Raw genomic sequence first — 21,038 nt, forward strand, 5'->3', positions numbered from 1 at the left:
CCGCTCGAAGATGAGCAAGCGTCAACTGGAAAACGCACTCCGTTCGAAGTGAACCGGCTCGAGATGGATCGAGTCTGCGCTGCGGCCGCGTGGACGCCCGGCGGCGCCGTCTGCCGCATCAACCTCCGGCGGCGGTCACGCGCCACACCGTGTTGCCGACGTCGTCGGCAATCAGCAGCGCACCGGTCTTGTCGACGGCAAGGCCGACGGGCCGGCCACGCGCTTCATCGTTGCTGTTCAAGAAGCCCGTGACCACATCCTGCTCCGGACCATTCGGCTTGCCGTCGGCGAACGGCACATACACGACCTTGTAGCCGTTGAGCGGCGTGCGGTTCCAGCTGCCGTGCTCGCCCACGAAGGCGCCGCCGCGATAGGCCTGCGGCAGCGCGTTGGCGGTGTAGAACACCAGCCCGAGCGGCGCGACATGCGAGCTCAACGCGTAGTCCGGCACGATCGCCTTTTCGACCAGATCGGGACGCTGCGGCGTGACGCGCGGATCGACATGCTGGCCGTAATAGCTGTAGGGCCAGCCGTAGAAGCCGCCATCCTTCACCGAGGTCATGTAGTCCGGAACCAGGTCCGGGCCAAGTTCGTCGCGTTCATTGACCACCGTCCAGAGCGCGCCGCTCTGCGGCTCGAACGTCAAACCGTTCGGATTGCGCAGGCCGCTGGCGAAGATGCGCCAGCGTCCGGTGGCGCGGTTGACCTCGAGGATGTCGGCGCGGTTCTTCTCGGCCTCGATGCCGTTCTCGGTGATGTTGCTGTTGGAGCCGACGCCGACATAGAGCAGGTTGCCGTCGGGGCTTGCGGTCAGGCTCTTGGTCCAGTGATGGTCGATCGGGCCGCCCGGCAGCGGCATCAAGGTCGTGCCGGGCGCAGTCATCTGCGTCTCACCCGGCGTGTAGGGGTATCGCACGATCGCGTCGGTGTTGGCGATATAGAGATCGTTGCCGACCAGCGCGACGCCGAACGGCGAATTGAGGTGGTCGAGGAATACGCTCTTGCTCTCCGGCACGCCGTCGCCATTGGCATCGTGCAGCAGCGTGATGCGGTTGCTCGCTCCGGTCTTGCCGCCCGAGGTGACCCAGGATTCGACCAACCCCATCACGATGTCTTTCGGCCGCTTGGGCGGAGGCGGCGGGGGTGCCTTGGATTCCACGACGAGGACATCACCATTCGGGAGCGTGTAGAGCGAGCGGGGGTGCTGCAGGTCGGTGGCGAGCGCCTCGATCTTCAGGCCGGGTGCGACGGTCGGGGTCTCACCCTGCTTCCAGCCGACCACGGTCGCCAGCTTCATCGGTGGCAGCAGAAACTGCTGCAGCGCCGGCAGTGGCGGGTTGGGACCGTATTCGGCCTTGGGATCGCCGCCCTCATGACAGCCGGCCAAGCCGAGCGCGGTGCCGCTGAGCAGCAGCGTGGTGAAGAGCGGCGCGACGCGGAAGGTGTTCGATCTCGTCATCGGGCCACTCCCACGCCATGGCGGTAGACCATCGCCCAGCCGAGCCAGCCGGTGATCGGCAGGATCAGAACCGTGATCAGCGAGAGGATGAGGCCGGTCGGCACCACCGATGTCCAGGCATCGCGCGTGTGGACCATGTTGTTGAAAAACGCCAGGATCAGCACCAGCAGGTTGCCGAGCATGTGCGGCCAGGCCGGCGTCAGCGACCGGATCAGGCGATTGCCGAGGAAGTCGATCAGTCCGGCGATTCCGGCCAGCACGCCCATGATCAGGCCGACGAGCAGCAGCCAGGCCGAGATATCGGTCCACATCATCTCGCCGGTCTGCCAATAGACGATATCGGTGATGAACGCGCCGATGAAACACACGATCGGGAACGGCACTAACATGGGATGGATCGGGTGCCGCGCGATTTGTACGGTCGGCTCAAGCATGACTTTATGGGTTTCGGAAATCGTCAAGGCGGAGCTCCTCGGCAGCGAGAAGAGGGATGCTGCGCCAACCTGACTGCCTCGCGTCGGTTCCTTTTAGGTAGCGAACTTCACTGTTTGTTGGTGGCGGCGAGTTCCGAGAGCGCGATGTCGCTCCGCTCCCGCGAGGCAGCCGTATCGATCCATGGCGGATGACGACCAACTGCGTGCTTCGTCGCTGTCCGTCCGCGCAATAACGCCAGTTGCTCTGGGCATGCCAGGAATGCACCAGCGGCGCGAGGCAATCGAGCGGCACCTCAGCGTGATCAGTGGGTCTTGTTCAGCGGCGCCTGCGTGCCGCGCGCGCTGTCGCTGCCGGCGTCGTTGCGTGGCATCGCCGGCGCGGGAGCGGAAGGCTCGCTCTGCTTCGGCACGGCGGTGCCAGTGGTCTGCTGGCTCGTGGTCTGCGCATCCTGCCGTGGCACGCGATCGCCTGCGAACGACCAGATCATCAGGACGATCGCGAAGGCGACCAGGGCGATCGGAATGATCACGCCATAAGGCATGCTGCTGCGCACTGGAACATCGCTGCCGGCCGGACCGTTGCGCTCCATCCGATCCTGCGCCGCGAAAGTATCCCTGGTGTTCTGATCAAGACGGGCGCGCTCCGCCGGCCGCAAGCGGCCCGCGCGTATGGCGGCATAGGCCAGGACCAGACCGAGGATGATGATCCCAATTCCCCAGCCCCAAAACGTTTCAGCGCCGCCTGTTCCGCCACCCATGCAAGCCGCTCCATTTTGCTCGTTCATGCCGACCCGGAGTCGACGTCATCGCCAAACAAACGGGCCTGCCAAATCGTTCCGAGATCGCCGCGCACTCGGCACGAGCGATTTAGACGTGCTACTTAGGTGAGCTACTTGGGACCAGCGCTCAGAGATCGATCACGACATAGGCGTCCTCGACCGTTACCGGATAGCGCTCGGCCACATAGGGACCTTTCACCAGTTCGGCGCCGGCTTCGAGCTTGACCTCGTAGTTGCGCAGGCGGGTCGAGCGCGGGTCGCACCAGGACTGACCGGTGGCGAGCTCGAATTCCCAACCGTGCCAGGGACAGCGCAGGAACTCCCCATGTCGTTCCAATCGGTAGTCGCCCGGACCGGCGGATTTTGCGATGCCCGTGACCACGCCCTTGCAGATCTGGGCGCCGCCATGCGGACAGCGGTTGAGCAGGGCGTGCAGGCGTCCCTCGACATTGAAGAGCGCGATCTCGCGGCCGTCGACAGTTGCGACTTTGCGCGATCCGGGCGGCAGCTCGTCTGCCGGACAAACCACGTGGCGGCTCATGACAACCGATACAATGCCACGGCATTGTCCCTGAAGATCTTCCGGCGCTGTTCCTCAGTCATCGGGAATTTGAACGAGAAGCTCGGATTGTCGTAGTCCCAGTGCGGATAGTCCGACGAGTAGAGCAGACGATCCCAGCCGATCCAATCGATGATCTCGACCAGATGACGTGCATGGTCCGGCTCCTCGATCGGCTGTGTCGTCCACCAGATGTGCTCGCGTAGATATTCCGATGGCCGCCGCTTCAGATGCGGCACCTCTTTCCGGAATTTCTCGAAATGCTTGTCCATGCGCCAGGCGAGCGCCGGCGCCCAGGCGAAGCCGCCTTCGACCAGCACCACTTTCAGCTTCGGGAAGCGCTCGAATACGCCGCCGAGGATGAGGCTGGCCGCAAGCGATTCCATGCAGGCGACGAACACATAATGCTCCTGCAGGTAATAGGTCGGCCAGCCGGAGCCGGTCGAGGGGTGGCCGCCATTGTAGCCCACCGGATGCAGGCCGATCGGCAGGCCGGCGCGCTCGGCCGCCTCATAGATTGGCCAATAGCGCGGATGGCCGAGCGGATCGGATGGCCGCGACGACATCATGATCTGCACATAGCGACGATCGCCGGCGCAGCGCTCGATCTCGGCAATCGCCGCCTCGGGGAATTCCTGCGGCACGACGATGCCGGCGCGCAGCCGCGGCTCCTCGCGGACCCAACGGTCGATCTGCCAATCATTGGTCGCGCGCGACATCGCTGCGGCAAAGCCGGGATTGCGCTCCTCCATGCCGCCCTTGCTCAGCGCCATCAGCAGGCCGAACTCGACGTTGACGGGATCAAGATGCTGCTTGCGCAGCATGTCGAGATCAGAGCCGGCAGGCCCGGTCTCGGGCAGGGCGTCGCTGCGCATGCCCGCCGCCATCATGCGCGGAAACATCAGCGCGTTGGAGAGCGCCTGTCGCACATGCACGCCATAGGTCTGATAGTGCTCGCGCCAGCGCGGCTCGAGATAGGGTAAGAGTTCGCCCGGCGTGCGGTGCGCCGGATGGATGTCGCAATCGACCACCGCGAGCGTCTGGCGCGCGGTCTGTTCGAGAAATGGCGCGTTCATCGCACGTCCTCCTTGATCGCTGCCGTCTCGCCGCCGATCGCGCGTTGGGCGAGGCGCGGATAGGTCGCCAGCGCATTGTCGATGAGAATCTTCCTCACGGCGGCCTGGGGCAGCCCGTCGGGCAGCACGTCCTCGCCGTCGAACTGCCAATGCGGATAGTCGGTCGCGAACAGCAGGATCTCGTCGGAGCCGATCCGGTCGAGCACCTGTGCCACCGCCGTCGGGTCGGGCGCATCGAACGGCTGGGTGGTCAGGCGGATATGCTCGCGGATGATCTCGGACGGCCAGCGGTCGACCCAGGGCGTCTCGGGCCGCGCGCCGCGCCAGGTCTTGTCGGTCCGCCACATCGTCACCGGCAGCCAGCTGACGCCGGATTCCAGGAAGACGAATTTGAGGCCGGGACAACGCTGAAACACGCCTTCGGCACTCAGGCTGACGGTCTGGTTTTCGAACGCCTGCGCCTGCGCGACATAGTCCTCGAATTGGTAGCACGGCCAGCCGACGATGGTCGGCGCGTAGCGATAGGTGCTGCCGGCGTGCACGGCCACGACCAATCCGTGCCGTTCGGCGGCCTCGTAGACGGGAAAGAACTCGCGCCGGCCGAGCGGCCGCTCGCCCATCGCCAGCAGCAGCACCTGGACGAAGCGATGGTCCGGAGCGAGCCGCTCGATCTCGGCGACCGCCTGCGACATATCCTGCGGATGGATCAGGATCGAACCGCGCAGGCGAGGCTCGCGGTCCAGCCATTCGGTCCGGAGCCAATCATTGACGGCGCGACAGAGCGCTGCCGCCATGTCGTCATTGTGGAGCGCCACGCAGCCGTGGATCACATTGGTGATGGCGAATTTGAGATCGAGAGCGTCAAGCACATGCGCGCGCAAGGCTTCGAGCGGATTGGCTGTCGATTGCAGCCGCCAGTCGGCGCGCATGCTGATCGGCGCATTCGGCGGATAACTCATCATCGCAAACGGCATGCGGTCGATCGCGCGATTGACGATCTGGTCGCGCCAATAGTCGTTGAGATAAGGCAGGAGCTGCGCCATGCTGGGCGCGGGCACATGCAGATCGCAATCGATTGCTCCTGCGTAAGGCATCTTCATCGGCGTGCTCCGTATCTCTGACCGTTCTGATCCCGATCCGCGGCGTCTCATGCCGGCGCGGCTTGATCCATCTTTGCTGCCGCTGCGTCCGAAGCCGCGCTCGTCGTCTGCCTGCGCTGCGACAGTCCAAGCACGACGACACAGCTGGCCATGACGAGCGGCGGCAGCGCCGCGAGCAGGAACAGGTTGGCGACCGGCAGCTGGCGCGCGATCAGGAAGCCGGCGATCAGCGGTCCCGTGATCGAGCCGATCTTGGCAACTGACAGCGCCCAGCCGACCGCGGTGGACCGGTTGGCGCTCGGATAGAACAGGCCGACGGCGCTGTTCAGGCCCTGGTGACCGCCGACCACGAAGAAGCCGACGCAGGCCATCGCCACCAGGAACGCACTGCCACCGAAGCCGGCGAGGCCGACCGAGGCAACCAAGGGCGACGCGATCACCGGCATGATCGCAATCGCCAGCACGCCGAACCTGTCCAGCATCCATCCGACCATCAAGGCGCCGACGGCGCCGCCGAGGCTGAACATCGACAGCGCGAACGCGGCCTGCGCCGGCGTGTGTCCCGATGCCTCGGCGAGGATCGGTGTCCAGCTGCCGAGGAAGAACATGGTCATCGAGCTGGCGATATAGGCGAGCCACAATAGCGGGGTGATCAGCGCGAGCTGCCCGTCGAACAAGGCCGCGATCTTCGAACTCAGGCCGGTGCCGGCATGGCCGGGTTGGTTCTCTTCATCGATGACGAAGAGTGCGGTTGAGCGTGCCTGCAGGCCCGGCTCGATCCTGTTGAGGATGCGGGCGACTTCGTCGGGCTGCCTGCCCTGAACGACCAGGAATTTGATCGACTCGGGAAGCGTGAAGAAGCTGAGCACAGCGGCAGCCAAGGGCAGCACGCCGCCGATCCAGAACACGATTTGCCAGCCGAGATGTGGCACCAGCCAGGCCGCGATGATGCCGCCGGCGCTGCCGCCTGCGACATAGCCCAGCATGATGATCGCGACCACCGTGCCGCGATATCTGCTCGGCACATATTCGAGATTGAGCGAGAAGCACAACGGCGCCAGGCCACCGATGCCGAGGCCGGCGAGGAAGCGCAACGCGATGAGGGAATTGAGATCGTTGGCCCAGACGGTCAGCAGGCTGAAGCCGCCGAAGGTGACCGTCGCGGCGATGATCGACAGACGTCGGCCGATGCGGTCTCCGAAATAGCCGAAGATCAGGCCTCCGACGAGAATGCCGAACACGCCGGCACTGAAGACGATGCCGAGCGAGCCCTTGTCGATGCTCCAGCTGCGGACGACGGTCGGCGCGGCAAACGCCATCGCGTGCAGGTCGTATCCGTCGAGAAACATCATGACCGTCGACAGGATCATGACGGTCAGCACCAGCCCGTTCCGGCGCTGGCGCTCGATAATAGCGCTGACATCAATGATGGCGGCTGCGCTCATTGTCGTTCCTTCCCCTTCGCCGTTGTTTTGTTTTTGACGGCTTTGATGCAAACCGCTCTGGCGACGGCCGGCCTTTCTGGGCGGAGCAGCCAACCTCGCAAGCGCAACTGAAAGTCGCGCCGGCGGCCAAAGCAGTTTGCAGGAGAAGGCTATTTGCTTCGGGTTCGCGGGAGAATAAGCTATTTCGGCGTGATATCTTTTCCGAATTGGATGAAATGACGGATAGCCTTTTGAATATGAAGGCTTTTGTGGCGACCGTCCGGGCCGGCAGCTTCTCCGAGGCCGGCCGGCAGCTTGGGGTCGCGCCGTCGGTTGTGACCAAGCGGGTGGGGCAACTCGAATGGTCGCTGCGCTGCACGCTTCTGCGCCGCAGCACGCGCCGGCTGCAGCTGACGGAGGTCGGCGAGCGCTATCTCGATGCCATCCGCGGCATCGTGCGCGAATATGATGAGATGGTCGCGGGCATCAGACGCTCGCCCGAGGAGCTCGAAGGCCAGGTGCGAATCAAGGCACCGGCCTCGCCAATGGCGATCGATCTGGCAGAAATCCTGTCATCGTTTCAGATCAAATATCCTCGTGTGACCTTGGAGGCGGTTCTGGTCGATCGCACCGTCAATCCGGTCGAAGAGGGATTCGACATCGTGCTGACGATGATGCCGTCGTCGTTCCACGGCGTGCTCGAAGAGCCATTGCAGGCGTTTCCGCGCGTGCTCTGTGCCGCCCCGTCCTATCTCGCGCGGCGCGGCGCTCCGCATCACGTCCGCGATCTCGTTCATCACGATTGTCTCGTCTTCGCTCCGATGGGACCGGTGTGGACGTTCGAAGGCAGGACCGGTGTGATCACGGTCGCGGTGCGCCCACACTTCGTCAGCAACAACAATGCGCTTCTGATCGATGCGCTGTGCGCAGGCAGCGGCATTGCAGTGGTGTCGCGGGCGGCGGTCGCGGTGCCGTTGCGCACTGGCGCGCTGGTCGAAGTGCTGCCGGAGATCCCGATTCCGGATCTCTGGGTCAAGGCGCTGGTCCCGGCCACACGGGCTAATCTGGCGCGTGTGCAGACCTTGCTCGCCGCAATTCGCAACGCCTTCCATGCCGTGGCGGCGACAAGTCCGGCGCGCGTCAGCGGTGCGGCTTGACCGCCGGGATGCGGGAGCTATCGATTGCGGCGATTGGCTGCTAAGCAGCGCGTACGAGCGCTCGGCACAGAAGAATTGGCGCAGAAGAAGAGGGTACAAAATCATGATTGAGACTGTCGGCATCATCGGAGCAGGCACCATGGGCAACGGCATCGCGCAGGTTTGCGCGCTTGCGGGCGTGCCCGTGGTCATGGTCGACATTTCGGACGCGGCGGTCGAGCGCGGCCTGTCGACCGTCAGTTCAAGCCTTGACCGGCTTCTGAAGAAAGACAAGCTGACGGCGGCCGACAAAGCGACGGCGCTGTCGCGCATCACCGGCACCACCGACAAGAGCAAGCTGTCGGCATGCGATCTCGTCATCGAAGCTGCGACCGAGAACGAGGAGCTGAAGCACAAGATCCTCAAGGACCTCTGCGCGACCTTGAAGCCGGAGGCGCTGATCGCGACCAACACGTCGTCCATCTCGATCACCAAGCTTGCGACCGCGACCGATCGGCCGGACCGCTTCATCGGCCTGCATTTCTTCAATCCGGTGCCGATGATGGCGCTGCTCGAATTGATCCGGGGCCTGCAGACCTCCGACGCGACCCATGCCGCCGCAGAGGCCTTCGCCAAGCGGATCGGCAAGGTCGCGATCACCGCCAAGAACAGCCCCGGCTTTGCGGTCAACCGCATTCTCTGCCCGATGATCAACGAGGCGATTTTTGCGCTCTCGGAGGGCATCGCGACCGCCGCTGACATCGACGAAGGCATGAAGCTCGGCTGCAATCATCCGATCGGGCCGCTGGCGCTCGCCGATCTCATCGGCCTCGACACGATGCTGTCGGTGATGGAAGTGTTCTACAACGGCTTCAACGATCCGAAATATCGCCCAGCGCCGCTGCTGAAGGAAATGGTTGCTGCCGGGCAGCTCGGCCGCAAGACCGGCAAGGGCTTCTACGATTACAGCAAGTAGCAATTGCGGTGCGCTTTGATCGTTGCGGCGGGCGGCAAGGGCGCGTCCGCCGCAGCGATGATCGGATCGACCATACCGGACTGACAATTATTGCTTCAAAACCAATTCGCAAAAATCACTTCTGCGCAAACCTTGTTGCGCGACCAACTCATTGCAAATATCGTTGCGGCGTACAAGCAATCGTCGCGACCTCGTATCAGTCGCGTCAAGAAGCGGGCAACCCGCCGCGCCCTTCAGACGGCACAGCGCCGGGTGGGTAAGGGGCCATGCCTTGCTGATGCGGCCCACTAAACCTCGAACCCGGCGTGCCGTTCGTGGGTTTGCCGCTATGCGCTGGTCCGAAGGGTTACCGACGCACTCAGCGGATCTGGTACGGAGGTGGAGTCATCAAACCTCCCTTGCTTTCGCGGTTGGCCATTGTCAGCTTGCGGCTGCCGTCGCTTGCGCGGCTGCACCCGCTGCATTGACACATGTTATGCTCCTCCCATGCCACGGCGCTGTCAAGGCACTTTGTGACACGATGATGAATGAGTCATTGTGGCAGATGTCGCAAGCGAATCGCGCCTCGCCTCCGTGTCTGACCGCTGCGGTAAGCAAGTGTGCGAATCCATCCTTGCCGGCGTCGGATAGCAAACTAGATAGGTGAAATGCGGGCGGCTTGGGCGCGGCTTGCGTTGATCGCGTCAGCAAATCCACGATTGATGTTGCGCAGTTTGAGCGGAAGAACAACTCGTCGCGTCTGTCAGCTCCGCCGCTGCGATGTTTCGTCAAACTGCCGCGTTTGCGGAGTATGCGAATAGAGGTTCCCGGGAACCAAATGGATTCACGGCGTCTTGTTGCCCGGGTCAACATTCAGGAGAAGGCCGATGAGAGCAGCAACAATCGCTTTGGCGGGGATCGCGGCCGTAGCAATCAGCATGTCTGTGGCGGCGGCCGAGCAAGGCACGACCGGCATGGTGACAGGAATCAACCGGTTGAACGGCACGATTTCGATCCAGCGAATCCAGACCGGGACCGTGGGCGCCAACACCTCCGGCACGGCCGAGGAGTTCAAGATCAAAGACAATGCGATGGTCGAGGACATCCACGCCGGTGACCGCGTGACGTTCTCAACGTCCGACGGCGGCGGCACGAAGATGATTACCAAGCTCGACCGCCAGAAATAATGCGATAAGATCGAGGCGCGCGGCTCCTGCGATCAGGCCGGCACAAGATCTCCGGCCGCCGGGGAGCTGCGCGTTCGCGATGTGCGGAGCGGGGGGCGCAGATGATGCATCGGCGGTGGGTCGACCGGACGACGGGAAATGAGCGGGGCGGCGTCGCGCTGAGTCTCGCGATCCAGCTGATCGCCATACTGCTGCTCTCGCAGCCCGTGCGCGCAGATGATCTCTACCGCGCACAGACCATCGTCACCGGGCAGTTCGAGCCGAACCGAAGCATCGGCTTTGCGGTCTGCCTCGAGGATGTGTTGATCAAGGTCTCCGGCGCGCTGCAGCTCGCCGGAGATTCCCGACTTGCGCCGTATAAGGCGCGCGCCGCCGAATTCGTCACCGGCTTCGATTATCACGACCAGATGACGGGCACGCCGAAGCGTGACGAGCAGGGCACCCGCGACCGGCCTTACGATCTCATCGTTGATTTCAACAAAGCCAAGATCGACGATCTGCTCGGCATGCTTGGGCTGAAGCCGTGGGCATCGCATCGCCCCTTGCTCGGTGTCATCGTCGCGATGGCGCCGGGAGGGCGCACCTACATCGTGACCGCCGATGGCCGGCAGTCGGAGCTGCAGCGCGAGGCATTGCGCGCGGCGGCGCTCAAGCGCGGTGTCTCGATCGTGTTGCCCGACAGCGCAGCTCTGGCGCAGATAAAGATCGAAGCTGCCGATGTTATCAAGACATCGTCCGCGGACTTGGCGGCGGCGCTGAGTAGGCAGGGCGCCGAAGCGATCCTGATCGGGCAGCTCAGCTGGGATGATGATGCGCTTGGCTGGTCGACGGAGTGGCGGCTGGATGTCGACGGCCAGCCGCATCGCTGGCATCTCGCTGGCGTCACCTTCGACGAAGCATTTCGGCGCGGACTCGGCGGCGCCGCGCAGATCCTGTCCGGTAACGGCGCGCCGCAATAGCAATCGCGCTCGCTGCATCGCGACTGCGACAATCCGTGCACGGAACGGCGCGTTTGTTCCTGAGTTCCTCCTTCAAATGAGGAGGTCGTCATCATGAACCTGAAGACATGTCTCGCTGCCGCACTCGTGGTGGCAGCGCCAGTCTCGGCAATGGCCGCACCGGGCCTGGTCCGCAATTCGGCCACACTGCGCGCCGGACCCGGGTTCGGCTTTCCAGCCGTCGATCGCATTCCCGCCGGCGCCCGCGTCAATATTCATGGCTGTATCCGTGGCGGCGCGTGGTGCGATGTGAGCTTTGCGGGTGAACGCGGCTGGGTCGCCGCCACCAGGCTCGCTTATCTCTATCGCCACCGCTACGTCTATCTTCCTGATTATGCCGATGACGTTCCGATCGTGCCGTTCGTGCTGTCCAGCTATTGGGACAGCTATTATGTCGGCCGTCCTTGGTATCACCGCCACGCTTATTGGGACCGCTACTGGCATCAGCATCCGCCTGCAGTGGCCTATGGTCCGCGCCCGCATGCGCGCTTCGCGGGGCGATCCGATGTTGGCGTCGCGCCCGGACCGGGCGTGGTCGGCCGCGGATGGCATCGGCAGGGGCCGGGCGGGTTTGCGCAGCATGAGCGCGGCCCAGGCGCTCCGATCGCGATCGGGCACCAGGCCGGCCCACATCGCTTCGGCGGCATGCAGCCAGGCCCTGGCGCACAGGTCGGCGCCCGCTTCGCACCAGGTCCCATGGCTCGCCCGAATGTAGCGCCCCACATGGCGCAACCCAACTTCGCGCGGCCGAGCGGGCCTCCGATGGCTGCCCACGCGCAGATGGGCGGCGCTCCGCGCGGCCCGGTTGGTGGTGCCCCGCAGATGCGTGGTGCCCCGCAGATGGGTGGCGCGCCGCATGGCGGTGGTGCCCCGATGGCCGCTGCACCTCATATGGGCGGCGGAGGTGGCGGCCCGCACGGCGGTGGCCCCGGTCGTCCACATTGATCTCGCCAACTTGTGATTCAGGCAAGAAGCTCGGCCATCGCGCCGGGCTTTTTGCTGTGGGAATGTCGGACTGGCGAATGCCACGTCAGCGACTACATGAATCCGCATTCCCCCCGCATCATTCAGTCTCTCTACTGCCGCGTGAAGAAGCTCGTGCTTGTATTCCTGATGCTCATCGTCGTGCCGATCTCTGTGTCGGCTGTGAACTATCTGCGCGGCGATCGCCGCGGCAGTTGGCAGACCGCTGATCGTTCGAGCGCCGGGCTCCTGGCGCCTCCGTCCGAGCGTGCGGACGCTGTCGTCCGCGTCTTCGCCGCGCGCACGGTGCGCTGGCGCGGGATCTTCGCGGTCCACACCTGGATCGTGGTGAAGGAGAAGGGCGCGCCGCGCTACACGCGCTACGACTACACCGCGTGGGGCGAGCCCGTCCGGGTCGACGGTTTTGCGCCAGACGGGCGCTGGTTCGGGGCGGTGCCTGAAGTCGTGCTTGCGGTCGATGGCGACGACGCCGAGCGCGTCATTCCCAAGATCCGCAGCGTGATCGAGACCTACCGGTTTCGCGCCTATGGCGACTACAATGCCTGGCCGGGACCGAACTCCAACACCTTCGTGCAGGCCGCGCTCAATGCCGTTCCCGAGCTCAATGCGGTGCTGCCGCCGACGGCGATCGGCAAGGATTTTCCGGTCGCCGACTGGTGGGGCCTGACCCCATCCGGCACCGGCGTGTTCGCTTCGCTCGGCGGCTATCTCGGGCTGACAATCGGCTGGATCGAAGGCGTCGAACTGAACGTCTTCGGCGGCGTTCTCGGCGTCGATCTGCGCAGGCCGGCACTGAAATTTCCCGGTGTCGGCCGCCTCGGCATGCCGCTGGCGTAACCGATCCACTCAGTCTGGCACTATGCGTTCAGCGCTTCCGCTCGGCGCGGCTGAAATTGCTCAAATGCCCTTCCCGCGCGGCCTGTGCCCGCGCCGCCTTCTTGATGCCCGCGCTCTTGCCGGGAGGCGCGACCAGCGAAGGTAGTCGCGTCAGCCTCTTGCTGCCGCAGTTCGGACAAACCGGCGTCTCCGACATGCCGATCAGCAACTCGATATCTTCGGCGCATTTGGCGCAGTGAAAGCTGTAGAACGGCATGCCGCGTCTCCTGCTGGATACGATCGGCACTGCAGAAACCGGGCCATGCCGGTTTCCGCGGCGACTGCCTCAAAGGGCGGCAATTCACGCCCATCGGCAGCAGTTTGTCCCGGAGATGACGCGGGCCTGCGTCGCGGAGCCGACAGTGGCAATGTGGGCCGTTCAGCGGCTCACGCGCTGGTCTTCGGCGTATATTTGCCCGCGATGCATTTATAGCTTTCCAGATGCCAGGCTTGGTACGGCCCCTTCGACAGCCAGTCGGCGATGCCGATCTGGGCGTTGACGGAGCACGACATCATGGTGATCCCAGACATCTCGCTGTTGGTGACCACCTTCTCCATGCAGACCTGGCCGTTGCAGAGCAGTGCGACGAGAGTGACGAGCACGGTATTCCTGCCTTCAAAAAGTGAACCCGGTTGAGGATGACGAAAGCAGGGTTCATGCCAAGTTATGAATCTGAACCGTGATTCTACGGTAGTGGGTTGCTCTTGGCGGTCGCAATCCTTCGAAGCTGTTGCGCGACGAACAACGAATTCCGCTTTGCCGTTGCGTGGCCCGGATCAGTGGGAACGGCCCCGATGGGATGCGATGTGACCGCCTTCTTCTTCAAAGATGAGGAATGACCGGATGAAACTCGGCACCATCGGATTAGCGGCTGCGCTTGTCGTGTCGAGCGGCTGCGTATGGGCGCAAGCGGGCGGCAGAGGCGCTGGCACCGGACCGGGCGGCGCCGGCATGTCGCCGTGCGCGGGGCGTGCACCGGCACGATGAACAACAACAATGCTCCGAGCACAGGAGGCGGCCATGCGGACAGCTCGAGCCATCTCGGCGGCATTGACGACCGGCGAGATCGTATTTTGCCGCGTCGATAGGCAACGTTGGAACGCGCAGAAGCTTGAGCTGTTTGTTGCTCGAACGGCCAATGCGTCTTTGCGCTGCCGTTTGTAGTTGGTTCGGTGCCCGCGATCTTGCGCGCATCGCGATGAGGACAGGCTTGACGAAAGGAGTTGACCATGCGGAGATCAAAACAGCTTGCAGCTCTTTGTCTCTCCGGCGCGGTACTCGCGGCAGCGAACGCGCCGGCTTCGGCGGCGCCGGCCACGGCGCTTTCTGCGGCTGCTAAACCCGCCATTGCCGCGAACGATAATGTTCAGCAGGTTCGCTTCGGCGGATTCCATGGCGGCTTTGGTGGTTTTCACGGCGGCTTCGGCGGCTTCCGTGGCGCCGGCTGGCATGGTGGTGGCTGGGGCTGGCGCGGCGGCGGCTGGCATCGTGGCGGTTGGGGGTGGGGCGCAGGCGCGCTTGCGGCTGGCGCTCTGATCGGCGCCGGGATCGCCGCTTCCTCGCCCTATTATTGGGACGATCCGTATTATGACGATTACGGTCCCGCCTATCCGGCTTACGGCTATGTCGGCGTCGGGTATGGGCCCCCCTATGCCTATTATGGCCGTCCATTATGGCGGCGGGGCTGGGGCTGGGGTCCCTGGTGGTAAATTCGCGTCTGCTTGCGCGGTCGCGGCGAGCACGTAAGGCTCGTTATCTGCCGAACCTTTGATCGTCGTGCGTCGGAACGGAGTGAATATCCGTTCAAGAAAGTTTCGGCGCGGAAACCGGAACGGCGCCACTGAGCATTTGTTGGCTCAACAGGGGTGAGGAAGGTAACGAGAGGAGAGACGACATGCAGAAACTATCCTGCGTCCTCGCTGCGCTTGCGACCTTAGCTGTGGCGGTGCCGACCGTGGCGAGCGCCGACGATTTCGGCTTCCGCGTCGGCGTCGACCGCGACCACTACTACGACCGTGACTATGGACCGCGGGTCTATCAGCACGATCGCGGCTGGCACCGTGGATGGTATGATCGCGACGCTGACCGCACCGTGATCATCAGGCGCCATCACTATCACGATTGGGATGACTAGCAGTCGCGCCTCCGATCGAAATGGCTCCCCTTTGTGGGGAGCCATTTTTTATTGATTCTTTGACTGCTTATGTTTTCGCGCGAAAGGCGAGCCGTGCTTCAGCCGAACAGCGCCACGTAGACGACGTAGAGCCAGCCGAGAATGCCGTGGATGATCGCCCACAGGATGGAATGATTGTTGGTATAGGAGATGCTCATGGCGAGCGCCGAGCCGAAGCCGACGCCATATTTGGCGCCCTCGACGCGGATGCCGTAAGTGCGGTTGCCGTTCATGATCTCCTCCGACTGTCGCCGCCGCCTTCAGGCGTGCACTCAAGCCTTGCGGACGAATTCCGATTTCAGGTTCATCTGCCCAATGCCATCGATCTTGCAGGCGATGTTGTGACCATCGCTTGCCTCCTGCAGACGGATATTGCGCACCTTGGTGCCGCCCTTGACCACCGAGGACGACCCTTTGACCTTCAGATCCTTGATCACGATGACGCTATCACCATCGGCCAGCACGTTTCCGTTCGCATCGCGAATCTGTGAGGTCTCGGACGTCTCGACCGCGGCCGCCGGCCCATCGCTCCATTCATGGCCGCATTCCGGGCAGACCCATAGCGCGCCATCCTGATAGGCGTGCTCGGATCGGCATTGCGGGCATGTCATCGCGTCCATGGTGACCTCTTCTCTTGTGACGAGGCAAACCGATAGAAGCGGAACCGGGGAAGTCAAGTGCGACGTCCCGCAACGGCCTTTAAGCCGGCGCAATCAGCCAGCCCAGGCGCACGAAGCAGGTCACGCGCTGATGCGAGTGATTGGCATCACCGCTCCGCGCGTCCATGCGGCGTGCCGAAGGCGGCGTCGGCCACGATCACCGCATCGCGCAACTCATATCCGGTGCTGACCGGGTTGATGCTCACGGTCGGCGGGCGTTCCAGACGCAGACCTGGCACACGCAACAGCTGATCGAGGAAGATCGCAGCCTCGTGCAGCGCGACCGAGGCGCCCGGGCAGCGGTGCGGCCCATCGCCGAAGCTCATCACGCTGGCAGAAACTTTCGCTGGCCTCGTGCGGTCGGGATCGAGCTGATGCGGGCAGGGGCCGGTCGCTGCTGTATCCCGGTTTGCGGCTGCGACGTCGATCTCGACCAGACTTTGCGCGGGAATCACGACCGGGCCGGACTCGGTGTCGAGCGCGATCTCGCGCTCGGCGCGGCGTTTGAGCACGGACACGACCGGCTCCAGCCGCAGCACCTCTTCGAGGATCGTCATCCGCTCCGGTTCATCGGTTGCGAGAAAGCGCGTTTTGAGATCGTCATGCTCCAGCAGCCGCCACGCCGCCATGACAATGAACTCGCGCGTGGTCGCCATGCCGGCGGCGCCGTAGGTGAGACATTCGGTCAGGATCTCGCGGTTCGAATAGCTCTGGCCGATCAGATGCGAGATCTCGTCCTCGCGCGGGTCGCGGCGCCGGGCCTGGATGGCCGGGCGGACGTCGAACCAATAGAAGCTCAGCATGCGGTATTGGCCGAGCAGCACCTGCCGTAACATCGCGCGCAGGCCGCCGTCGCGCGGCGGCGCGCTGAAGAAGCGGTTGAGCCGGACCGCCATCCTGTCGCGCGGGCTGTCGGTCAGGCCCACGATGTCGGCGGCGACGGCCACCGCAAGCTCGAGGCTCATGTCATCCAGCCGCGCGCGCCCGGCCACGCGAAAGCGGTCGATCAGATCGCGGCTGGTTCGCTCGATCAGTTCGCGATAGCGCGTGGCGACCACCCGCGGGGCGAAGAAGCGTGCTGTGGCGCTCCGCTGCCGCTGGTGCGGCTCGCCATCCTGGTACAGCACCGGCGCATGGCGACGGCCGATAAAGCGGGCCACCAGTTCCGCGTTGAACCCGGCCTGCCGGACGGATGGGGACCTCAGCACGTCCCGCGCCGCGGTGAAGCCATCGATCCTGACAACCGGCGAGACGTCGCTTTGCCTCTGTTGCTCCGTGCGCGACTGGAACTCGCGCAGGCAGCTAGCAGCGCGTGCGGTTGCGGATTCGGAGACCATGAGCGTGCCTCATCTTGCGCGACGGTGCTGCGTTAGATGGGGCGTCGTGACGCAAGATCAATTGATGTGATGCGTCCTTGCGCTGCGGGAACGCATGGAACGGCTGCTGGTTGAGACATTCATCATCCGAACAGACGCGTTGTGGCGATGCGATGTGCATGTGCCCGCGTCGAGCCGTGTATCTGCCGCAGAGGAGCCTGGAAAATGAACGAGATCAGGGAGCACATGGAAGTGATCGGCGCTGATGGCGTGCACGTTGGCACGGTCGATCGCGTCGAAGGCAATCGCATCAAGCTGACCCGGAAGGACAGCGGCGAGGGCAGCCATCGGGGCCATCATCATTTCATCGATAAGGGCCTGGTCGCTGATGTCGAGGGCGACAAGGTGCGGCTTTCGGCCGTCGGCGCGGTCGCCGTCACCTTGGAAGAAGAGAAGTAATCGCGAGTCATGCGCATGGCGGGCGCGTTGTTCTCGCCAGGGGCTGCGACGCGATACTGCGTGAGAGGAGCCGGTCCATGCGGATTTTGAGTCTCGCGGGCATGCTGTGCTGCGCAGGCCTGATGGTCGCGAGCGCGACTGTGTCGGTGTCCTCTGCGCCACTTGTGCCACTGCCGATGGCGCAGGCGAATGCCGCGCGCGCTGGTCCCGTGGCTGTTGATCGCGTCGGCTGGCACCACGCCGCGGTCTGGCATGGCGGCTGGCGATGGAGCCCCTATGTCTGGCGCGACATCTACGATGACGCCTGCTCGGGCGACCATCCGCCCTGGAGTGGTGCCTATGCCGGCTATCCCAGCTTCTGGTGCAGCCCTGGCTTCGGCGCCTATAATCGACACTGGCCACAATAGCGACAGCATCCCCTGACGCGCTGCGGCCTCGTTGCTCCGTCAGCGCGCGGAACTTTGCGACGGCGGCGCGCAGGTCGTGACCGGTGCCGGCCAATTGCTGCGCTGTCGGCCTTCATCGGCGATCCTGACGCCGGCGTCGAGCACCAGCACGAACTCGGCCAGGTCATCCTGTGCGTCCGCTGGCCACGCCTCGATGCGCTTCAGGACCTCGGTCAGCCTTGTTGTCTTCATGATCGCGAATCCATAGCGGGGACGATGTGAATGCAGGCGGGACGAACAGCCGCCGCAAGGCGGCAGGCGGCCCAGCTCTCTTGGTGTGTCGCCGATGTGTTGATCCGCGACAGCGCGCCCGTCGCGTGACGAGCGCGCTGGGATCGCGCCTCAAGCGGCCTTGGCGGTGGGTTCGGCCTCTGCCGATTCCATCGCCCGCAGATAAATGTCGAGCAGCGTCTCGTGTTCGTCGCGCTCCTCCTGGTCCTGCTTCCTGAGCTTGATGATCTCCTTGAGGATCTTGACGTCGAAACCCTCGCCCTTCGCCTCGGCAAAGACTTCCTTCTTCTGCTCGTTGATTTCCTGCAATTCGGCGTCGAGATTTTCGATCCGCTCGACGAAAGACCTGATCCGGCCGCCGGGAATGCCGATGTCTGACATGGTGTCTCCTTGGCTAATGGGATGGTGAAAATGCGAGCCAATGTGTTGCCAATGCCTTAATGCTGATGGTTAACGCGCGCGGTTCGCGCGCTGTTGAAGCACGGCTCGTTCGGGAGGGGCGCGCTTAAACCCGGAGGCGTTTCGGCAGGGCGATTGGCGCAGTGAGATACGGCGTATTAAGGCCCGCCTGATACCGCTTGCCGCAAAGCCCTCGAGGAGTTCGTGATGCGCGCATATCTGCTGGTTGCGGCCTTGGTCGTTGCGTCCTCCGCGGCCTTCGCGAATGAGGCGTTCATCTCGCAATCGCCGGCGGTCGAGGCGATCGGCCAGGGCGCGCATGCAGTTGCTGCGGCGAGCATTGCCGTGCCGCTTTCGCCGGCCGCCTTCAAGGCGACAACGGGGATGTCGGCTTCATCGGCGTCGAACCTGCCGTTCAACGGCTCCAGCATCACGCAGCAGGGAACGAAAAACCTTGCCGTCGTCAGCCAGAGCGGCGGACTGAACCAATCGATCATCAACCAGAGCGGCAGCGCTAACCAGGCCACCGTGACCCAGCGGCGCTGAGCGGCATGGCTGGGCTGCGGTCCTTCCAGCCGCAGCTTCAACTCCGCCGGAGCTAATCGCGATCCTCCGCCGACAGGCGCTTGAACTCCCGCTTCATCGCGTTGACCTTGCCCAGATAGCCTGCGGCGAGGTGATCGCCGCAACGCTCGCCATCTGCAGTTCGAAAGCCGCGGCGCACGAAGGCCGCGGCCGGCCCGGCCCCGCACAGGTGAATGAGCGTGGCGAGATCCTGTTTCTGCTGCGCATTCGGTTTGGCGTCCGGCACGCGGGCGAGCACGGAAGCGACCTGGCGATCGAGATAGATCGCCGTCAGCTCGACGGCATGGCGCGGTAGCGCACGGATGTAGGGGAGAAGCGAGCCGCAGCCTTCGTCTTCGACGGCGTGATCGCGAATGCAGTAGCGCGACGATTCTTCAAATGCGCCGTCGGTCATCTGGAACAGGCCGACGGCGCTCGAGGCTGGCTTGTAGACGCGGAAAGGATTGAGCGCGAACTGCCAGCGCCAATAGGTGCGCGTCACCGGATTGCCGGAGCTTTCCGTCTGCGCCAGGGCGGCCAGAAGCTCCGGCGTGATGGTGCTGGTCGCGTATTTGCGGAACAGAGATCCGTATTGCCTCCAGGTCTCTTCCGGCTCCTTGTCGAGCCGGTGGCCGACAAAGACGAACAGCTCGGTCGGCTTACGAACCACCTGATAGACGAGGTTGGTCAGCGCGGCCGCAACAAGCAGGACCGCGACGAGGCCCGCGATCCGAAGCGCCCGTGGTGCTGCGGCGAGTTTCCGGCGCGCCCAGCGCGCAGTGCGTCTGAGGCGGCGGTGCAGAGCGCGCCAGCGTTTCCCGCGAGATCGGGACTTGCGGATGCCGTTTCCGGTCAACGCGGCGGACCTTGGGCGATCACCGATCGCCGGCAGATGTAGACGCCTGCGAGGACAAGTCCGACCGAAACCAGCATCGTGAGCGAAAATTGCTCGCCGAGAAACATCGTCGCGATCACCAGCGACACGATCGGCTGGCCAAACTGCAGAGGCGCGATCGCCGATACGCCACCGCGGTCCAGGGCCCAGAACCACGCGGCGAATCCGATCAGCGTGCAGAACACAGCCAGGAAAAGCAGTGATCCGCCGCCCACGGCGGTCAGAGCGGAGAGGGGCTCAGCCAGGGATCGCGCCAGCGGCAGCATGAAGAGGGCGCCAAAAACGATCGACCATGCGGTGGCGCCGAACAACCCAATTCGCGCCGACAACCGCGCGCCGGCCACATAGCCGATGCTCACCGTGATGGTTCCCGTGAGAACGATGAGATCTCCGGCCACTGTCCCACTGCTGACGACATCGCCGTTGAAACGCACGAAGATCAGCAGCGTTTCGCCGCACAGTGCGATCGCGCTTCCGGTGAGCCATAGCGGGCGCGGAAACGTCCGCGACAGCAGATTTTGGATCAGCGCCGTGATGACCGGTGCACAGGCGAGGATCAGGGCGGCGTGGGATGTCGACGTGCGCGAGAAGCCGAGACCCTGCAGGAAGAACGAGCCAGCGAACCCGACCACGCCGTTGATGGCCAAAGCGGCCCAGGCCGCCTTGTCCGCCGGGAGCGGTGGCCGAAACATGAGGACCATCGGCACCAGAAACGCGGCGGCCAGGAGCAGCCGTGATGGGCCGATCAGAGAGGAGGGCATGTCGCGGGCGACCAGCACGGTCGCCGCCGGCGTGGCGCCCCAGAACAGGACGGCGATCAGCCCGGCCAGATAGGGAAGGGAGCGGCGGCTTCGTGCCGCCGACGGCAAGTGTGCGTTCAACGCATCGGACCCGGCCTCAGCGGGTCTCGCCACACTCAGTTTGTCCA

The 21,038-nt window shown here is 64.1% G+C and carries 27 protein-coding genes; 11 read left to right on the plus strand and 16 right to left on the minus strand.

Going from position 1 to position 21,038, the window contains the following annotated elements; translation table 11 throughout:
* Positions 1 to 118 precede the first annotated feature (118 nt).
* From BRAS3843_RS16330 to BRAS3843_RS16360, 7 genes are all read right to left on the minus strand, one after another.
* Positions 119 to 1,459, minus strand: a complete 1,341-nt coding sequence (locus tag BRAS3843_RS16330; protein ID WP_008970057.1) for a sorbosone dehydrogenase family protein — start codon at positions 1,457 to 1,459, stop codon at positions 119 to 121.
* Complete coding sequence (locus tag BRAS3843_RS16335; RefSeq protein ID WP_035981885.1) at positions 1,456 to 1,920, minus strand: DUF2231 domain-containing protein; 465 nt, start codon at positions 1,918 to 1,920, stop codon at positions 1,456 to 1,458. Before BRAS3843_RS16335 ends, BRAS3843_RS16330 begins: the two co-directional genes overlap by 4 nt.
* Before the next feature lie 275 nt (positions 1,921 to 2,195).
* Entirely contained in the window at positions 2,196 to 2,651 is a 456-nt protein-coding gene (locus BRAS3843_RS16340) for a hypothetical protein (RefSeq protein ID WP_008970059.1), read from the minus strand.
* Positions 2,652 to 2,799: 148 nt separating this feature from the next.
* Positions 2,800 to 3,213 carry a Rieske (2Fe-2S) protein gene (locus BRAS3843_RS16345; protein WP_008970060.1) on the minus strand — a complete coding sequence of 138 codons (414 nt, stop codon included), beginning with the start codon at positions 3,211 to 3,213 and terminating at the stop codon, positions 2,800 to 2,802.
* Positions 3,210 to 4,307 (minus strand): amidohydrolase family protein, encoded by a 1,098-nt coding sequence (locus BRAS3843_RS16350; RefSeq protein ID WP_008970061.1) that lies wholly within the window; start codon positions 4,305 to 4,307, stop codon positions 3,210 to 3,212. The genes BRAS3843_RS16345 and BRAS3843_RS16350 overlap by 4 nt, the downstream gene beginning before the upstream one ends.
* Entirely contained in the window at positions 4,304 to 5,407 is a 1,104-nt protein-coding gene (locus BRAS3843_RS16355; protein WP_008970062.1) for an amidohydrolase family protein, read from the minus strand. The genes BRAS3843_RS16350 and BRAS3843_RS16355 overlap by 4 nt, the downstream gene beginning before the upstream one ends.
* Positions 5,408 to 5,454: 47 nt before the next feature.
* A complete protein-coding gene (locus tag BRAS3843_RS16360; RefSeq protein WP_008970063.1) occupies positions 5,455 to 6,852 on the minus strand; it encodes an MFS transporter in 1,398 nt (465 codons plus the stop codon).
* Between the two features lie 236 nt (positions 6,853 to 7,088).
* Between BRAS3843_RS16360 and BRAS3843_RS16365 the strand changes: the two genes are divergently transcribed.
* The 6 genes from BRAS3843_RS16365 to BRAS3843_RS16390 all read left to right on the plus strand — a co-directional run bounded on the left by BRAS3843_RS16365 (position 7,089) and on the right by BRAS3843_RS16390 (position 12,928).
* A complete protein-coding gene (locus tag BRAS3843_RS16365) occupies positions 7,089 to 7,988 on the plus strand; it encodes a LysR family transcriptional regulator (protein ID WP_008970064.1) in 900 nt (299 codons plus the stop codon).
* A complete protein-coding gene (locus tag BRAS3843_RS16370) occupies positions 7,942 to 8,943 on the plus strand; it encodes a 3-hydroxybutyryl-CoA dehydrogenase (protein ID WP_277996483.1) in 1,002 nt (333 codons plus the stop codon). The genes BRAS3843_RS16365 and BRAS3843_RS16370 overlap by 47 nt, the downstream gene beginning before the upstream one ends.
* Before the next feature lie 866 nt (positions 8,944 to 9,809).
* Positions 9,810 to 10,109 carry a copper-binding protein gene (locus BRAS3843_RS16375; protein ID WP_008970068.1) on the plus strand — a complete coding sequence of 100 codons (300 nt, stop codon included), beginning with the start codon at positions 9,810 to 9,812 and terminating at the stop codon, positions 10,107 to 10,109.
* A gap of 101 nt (positions 10,110 to 10,210) precedes the next feature.
* Entirely contained in the window at positions 10,211 to 11,068 is an 858-nt protein-coding gene (locus tag BRAS3843_RS16380) for a DUF2066 domain-containing protein (protein ID WP_008970069.1), read from the plus strand.
* A gap of 93 nt (positions 11,069 to 11,161) precedes the next feature.
* Positions 11,162 to 12,052 carry an SH3 domain-containing protein gene (locus BRAS3843_RS16385; protein WP_008970070.1) on the plus strand — a complete coding sequence of 297 codons (891 nt, stop codon included), beginning with the start codon at positions 11,162 to 11,164 and terminating at the stop codon, positions 12,050 to 12,052.
* Between the two features lie 153 nt (positions 12,053 to 12,205).
* Positions 12,206 to 12,928: a DUF3750 domain-containing protein gene (locus BRAS3843_RS16390; protein ID WP_035981895.1), complete on the plus strand. Its 723-nt coding sequence runs from the start codon at positions 12,206 to 12,208 to the stop codon at positions 12,926 to 12,928.
* Between the two features lie 28 nt (positions 12,929 to 12,956).
* On the opposite strand, the gene BRAS3843_RS16395 is transcribed toward BRAS3843_RS16390, so the two are convergent.
* Positions 12,957 to 13,184, minus strand: coding sequence for a zinc ribbon domain-containing protein (locus BRAS3843_RS16395; RefSeq protein ID WP_008970072.1), 228 nt, complete (start codon positions 13,182 to 13,184; stop codon positions 12,957 to 12,959).
* 170 nt (positions 13,185 to 13,354) lie between these two features.
* Entirely contained in the window at positions 13,355 to 13,570 is a 216-nt protein-coding gene (locus tag BRAS3843_RS16400) for a hypothetical protein (protein WP_008970073.1), read from the minus strand.
* Between the two features lie 627 nt (positions 13,571 to 14,197).
* Here BRAS3843_RS16400 and BRAS3843_RS16405 point away from each other — a divergent pair.
* Together BRAS3843_RS16405 and BRAS3843_RS16410 are read left to right on the plus strand one after the other, a co-directional pair.
* A complete protein-coding gene (locus BRAS3843_RS16405) occupies positions 14,198 to 14,677 on the plus strand; it encodes a hypothetical protein (protein WP_008970074.1) in 480 nt (159 codons plus the stop codon).
* Between the two features lie 185 nt (positions 14,678 to 14,862).
* A complete protein-coding gene (locus BRAS3843_RS16410; protein WP_008970075.1) occupies positions 14,863 to 15,102 on the plus strand; it encodes a hypothetical protein in 240 nt (79 codons plus the stop codon).
* A gap of 98 nt (positions 15,103 to 15,200) precedes the next feature.
* On the opposite strand, the gene BRAS3843_RS41540 is transcribed toward BRAS3843_RS16410, so the two are convergent.
* From BRAS3843_RS41540 to BRAS3843_RS16420, 3 genes are all read right to left on the minus strand, one after another.
* Entirely contained in the window at positions 15,201 to 15,374 is a 174-nt protein-coding gene (locus BRAS3843_RS41540) for a hypothetical protein (protein WP_008970076.1), read from the minus strand.
* A gap of 39 nt (positions 15,375 to 15,413) precedes the next feature.
* The gene (locus BRAS3843_RS16415; protein ID WP_008970077.1) at positions 15,414 to 15,761 is read right to left on the minus strand and encodes a zinc ribbon domain-containing protein YjdM; all 348 of its coding nucleotides are present in this window, start codon (positions 15,759 to 15,761) and stop codon (positions 15,414 to 15,416) included.
* Positions 15,762 to 15,907: 146 nt separating this feature from the next.
* Positions 15,908 to 17,137, minus strand: coding sequence for a cytochrome P450 (locus BRAS3843_RS16420; protein WP_008970079.1), 1,230 nt, complete (start codon positions 17,135 to 17,137; stop codon positions 15,908 to 15,910).
* Positions 17,138 to 17,341: 204 nt separating this feature from the next.
* Between BRAS3843_RS16420 and BRAS3843_RS16425 the strand changes: the two genes are divergently transcribed.
* Together BRAS3843_RS16425 and BRAS3843_RS16430 are read left to right on the plus strand one after the other, a co-directional pair.
* Positions 17,342 to 17,575 carry a DUF2171 domain-containing protein gene (locus tag BRAS3843_RS16425; protein ID WP_008970080.1) on the plus strand — a complete coding sequence of 78 codons (234 nt, stop codon included), beginning with the start codon at positions 17,342 to 17,344 and terminating at the stop codon, positions 17,573 to 17,575.
* A gap of 77 nt (positions 17,576 to 17,652) precedes the next feature.
* Positions 17,653 to 17,982, plus strand: coding sequence for a hypothetical protein (locus BRAS3843_RS16430; RefSeq protein WP_008970081.1), 330 nt, complete (start codon positions 17,653 to 17,655; stop codon positions 17,980 to 17,982).
* A gap of 39 nt (positions 17,983 to 18,021) precedes the next feature.
* Here the strand turns inward: BRAS3843_RS16430 and BRAS3843_RS16435 are convergent, their stop codons facing one another.
* Positions 18,022 to 18,213 carry a hypothetical protein gene (locus tag BRAS3843_RS16435; protein WP_008970082.1) on the minus strand — a complete coding sequence of 64 codons (192 nt, stop codon included), beginning with the start codon at positions 18,211 to 18,213 and terminating at the stop codon, positions 18,022 to 18,024.
* A gap of 150 nt (positions 18,214 to 18,363) precedes the next feature.
* A complete protein-coding gene (locus BRAS3843_RS16440; RefSeq protein WP_008970083.1) occupies positions 18,364 to 18,633 on the minus strand; it encodes a DUF2312 domain-containing protein in 270 nt (89 codons plus the stop codon).
* 225 nt (positions 18,634 to 18,858) lie between these two features.
* On the opposite strand from BRAS3843_RS16440, the gene BRAS3843_RS16445 reads away from it, so the two are divergent.
* Positions 18,859 to 19,197: a curlin repeat-containing protein gene (locus BRAS3843_RS16445; protein WP_008970084.1), complete on the plus strand. Its 339-nt coding sequence runs from the start codon at positions 18,859 to 18,861 to the stop codon at positions 19,195 to 19,197.
* Positions 19,198 to 19,249: 52 nt separating this feature from the next.
* Here the strand turns inward: BRAS3843_RS16445 and BRAS3843_RS16450 are convergent, their stop codons facing one another.
* On the minus strand, positions 19,250 to 20,017 hold the full coding sequence (locus tag BRAS3843_RS16450; protein ID WP_035981896.1) for a transglycosylase SLT domain-containing protein: 768 nt from the start codon (positions 20,015 to 20,017) through the stop codon (positions 19,250 to 19,252).
* A 50-nt stretch (positions 20,018 to 20,067) separates the two neighbouring features.
* A partial coding sequence (locus BRAS3843_RS16455; protein ID WP_244425355.1) for a DMT family transporter occupies positions 20,068 to 21,038 on the minus strand: 971 nt, incomplete at its 5' end.

The sequence above is a fragment of the Bradyrhizobium sp. STM 3843 genome (assembly GCF_000239815.1).
In the GTDB taxonomy this organism is placed as follows: Bacteria; Pseudomonadota; Alphaproteobacteria; order Rhizobiales; family Xanthobacteraceae; genus Bradyrhizobium.

Bases quoted from the DNA above. Each gene is read 5' to 3' on its own strand.
- BRAS3843_RS16330 (WP_008970057.1), bottom strand. From the start codon at position 1,459: ATGACGAGATCGAACACCTTCCGCGTCGCGCCGCTCTTCACCACGCTG.
- BRAS3843_RS16340 (WP_008970059.1), bottom strand. From the start codon at position 2,651: ATGGGTGGCGGAACAGGCGGCGCTGAAACGTTTTGGGGCTGGGGAATT.
- BRAS3843_RS16345 (WP_008970060.1), bottom strand. From the start codon at position 3,213: ATGAGCCGCCACGTGGTTTGTCCGGCAGACGAGCTGCCGCCCGGATCG.
- BRAS3843_RS16350 (WP_008970061.1), bottom strand. From the start codon at position 4,307: ATGAACGCGCCATTTCTCGAACAGACCGCGCGCCAGACGCTCGCGGTG.
- BRAS3843_RS16355 (WP_008970062.1), bottom strand. From the start codon at position 5,407: ATGAAGATGCCTTACGCAGGAGCAATCGATTGCGATCTGCATGTGCCC.
- BRAS3843_RS16360 (WP_008970063.1), bottom strand. From the start codon at position 6,852: ATGAGCGCAGCCGCCATCATTGATGTCAGCGCTATTATCGAGCGCCAG.
- BRAS3843_RS16365 (WP_008970064.1), top strand. From the start codon at position 7,089: ATGAAGGCTTTTGTGGCGACCGTCCGGGCCGGCAGCTTCTCCGAGGCC.
- BRAS3843_RS16370 (WP_277996483.1), top strand. From the start codon at position 7,942: ATGCCGTGGCGGCGACAAGTCCGGCGCGCGTCAGCGGTGCGGCTTGAC.
- BRAS3843_RS16375 (WP_008970068.1), top strand. From the start codon at position 9,810: ATGAGAGCAGCAACAATCGCTTTGGCGGGGATCGCGGCCGTAGCAATC.
- BRAS3843_RS16380 (WP_008970069.1), top strand. From the start codon at position 10,211: ATGATGCATCGGCGGTGGGTCGACCGGACGACGGGAAATGAGCGGGGC.
- BRAS3843_RS16385 (WP_008970070.1), top strand. From the start codon at position 11,162: ATGAACCTGAAGACATGTCTCGCTGCCGCACTCGTGGTGGCAGCGCCA.
- BRAS3843_RS16395 (WP_008970072.1), bottom strand. From the start codon at position 13,184: ATGCCGTTCTACAGCTTTCACTGCGCCAAATGCGCCGAAGATATCGAG.
- BRAS3843_RS16405 (WP_008970074.1), top strand. From the start codon at position 14,198: ATGCGGAGATCAAAACAGCTTGCAGCTCTTTGTCTCTCCGGCGCGGTA.
- BRAS3843_RS16410 (WP_008970075.1), top strand. From the start codon at position 14,863: ATGCAGAAACTATCCTGCGTCCTCGCTGCGCTTGCGACCTTAGCTGTG.
- BRAS3843_RS41540 (WP_008970076.1), bottom strand. From the start codon at position 15,374: ATGAACGGCAACCGCACTTACGGCATCCGCGTCGAGGGCGCCAAATAT.
- BRAS3843_RS16415 (WP_008970077.1), bottom strand. From the start codon at position 15,761: ATGGACGCGATGACATGCCCGCAATGCCGATCCGAGCACGCCTATCAG.
- BRAS3843_RS16420 (WP_008970079.1), bottom strand. From the start codon at position 17,137: ATGGTCTCCGAATCCGCAACCGCACGCGCTGCTAGCTGCCTGCGCGAG.
- BRAS3843_RS16425 (WP_008970080.1), top strand. From the start codon at position 17,342: ATGAACGAGATCAGGGAGCACATGGAAGTGATCGGCGCTGATGGCGTG.
- BRAS3843_RS16430 (WP_008970081.1), top strand. From the start codon at position 17,653: ATGCGGATTTTGAGTCTCGCGGGCATGCTGTGCTGCGCAGGCCTGATG.
- BRAS3843_RS16435 (WP_008970082.1), bottom strand. From the start codon at position 18,213: ATGAAGACAACAAGGCTGACCGAGGTCCTGAAGCGCATCGAGGCGTGG.
- BRAS3843_RS16440 (WP_008970083.1), bottom strand. From the start codon at position 18,633: ATGTCAGACATCGGCATTCCCGGCGGCCGGATCAGGTCTTTCGTCGAG.
- BRAS3843_RS16445 (WP_008970084.1), top strand. From the start codon at position 18,859: ATGCGCGCATATCTGCTGGTTGCGGCCTTGGTCGTTGCGTCCTCCGCG.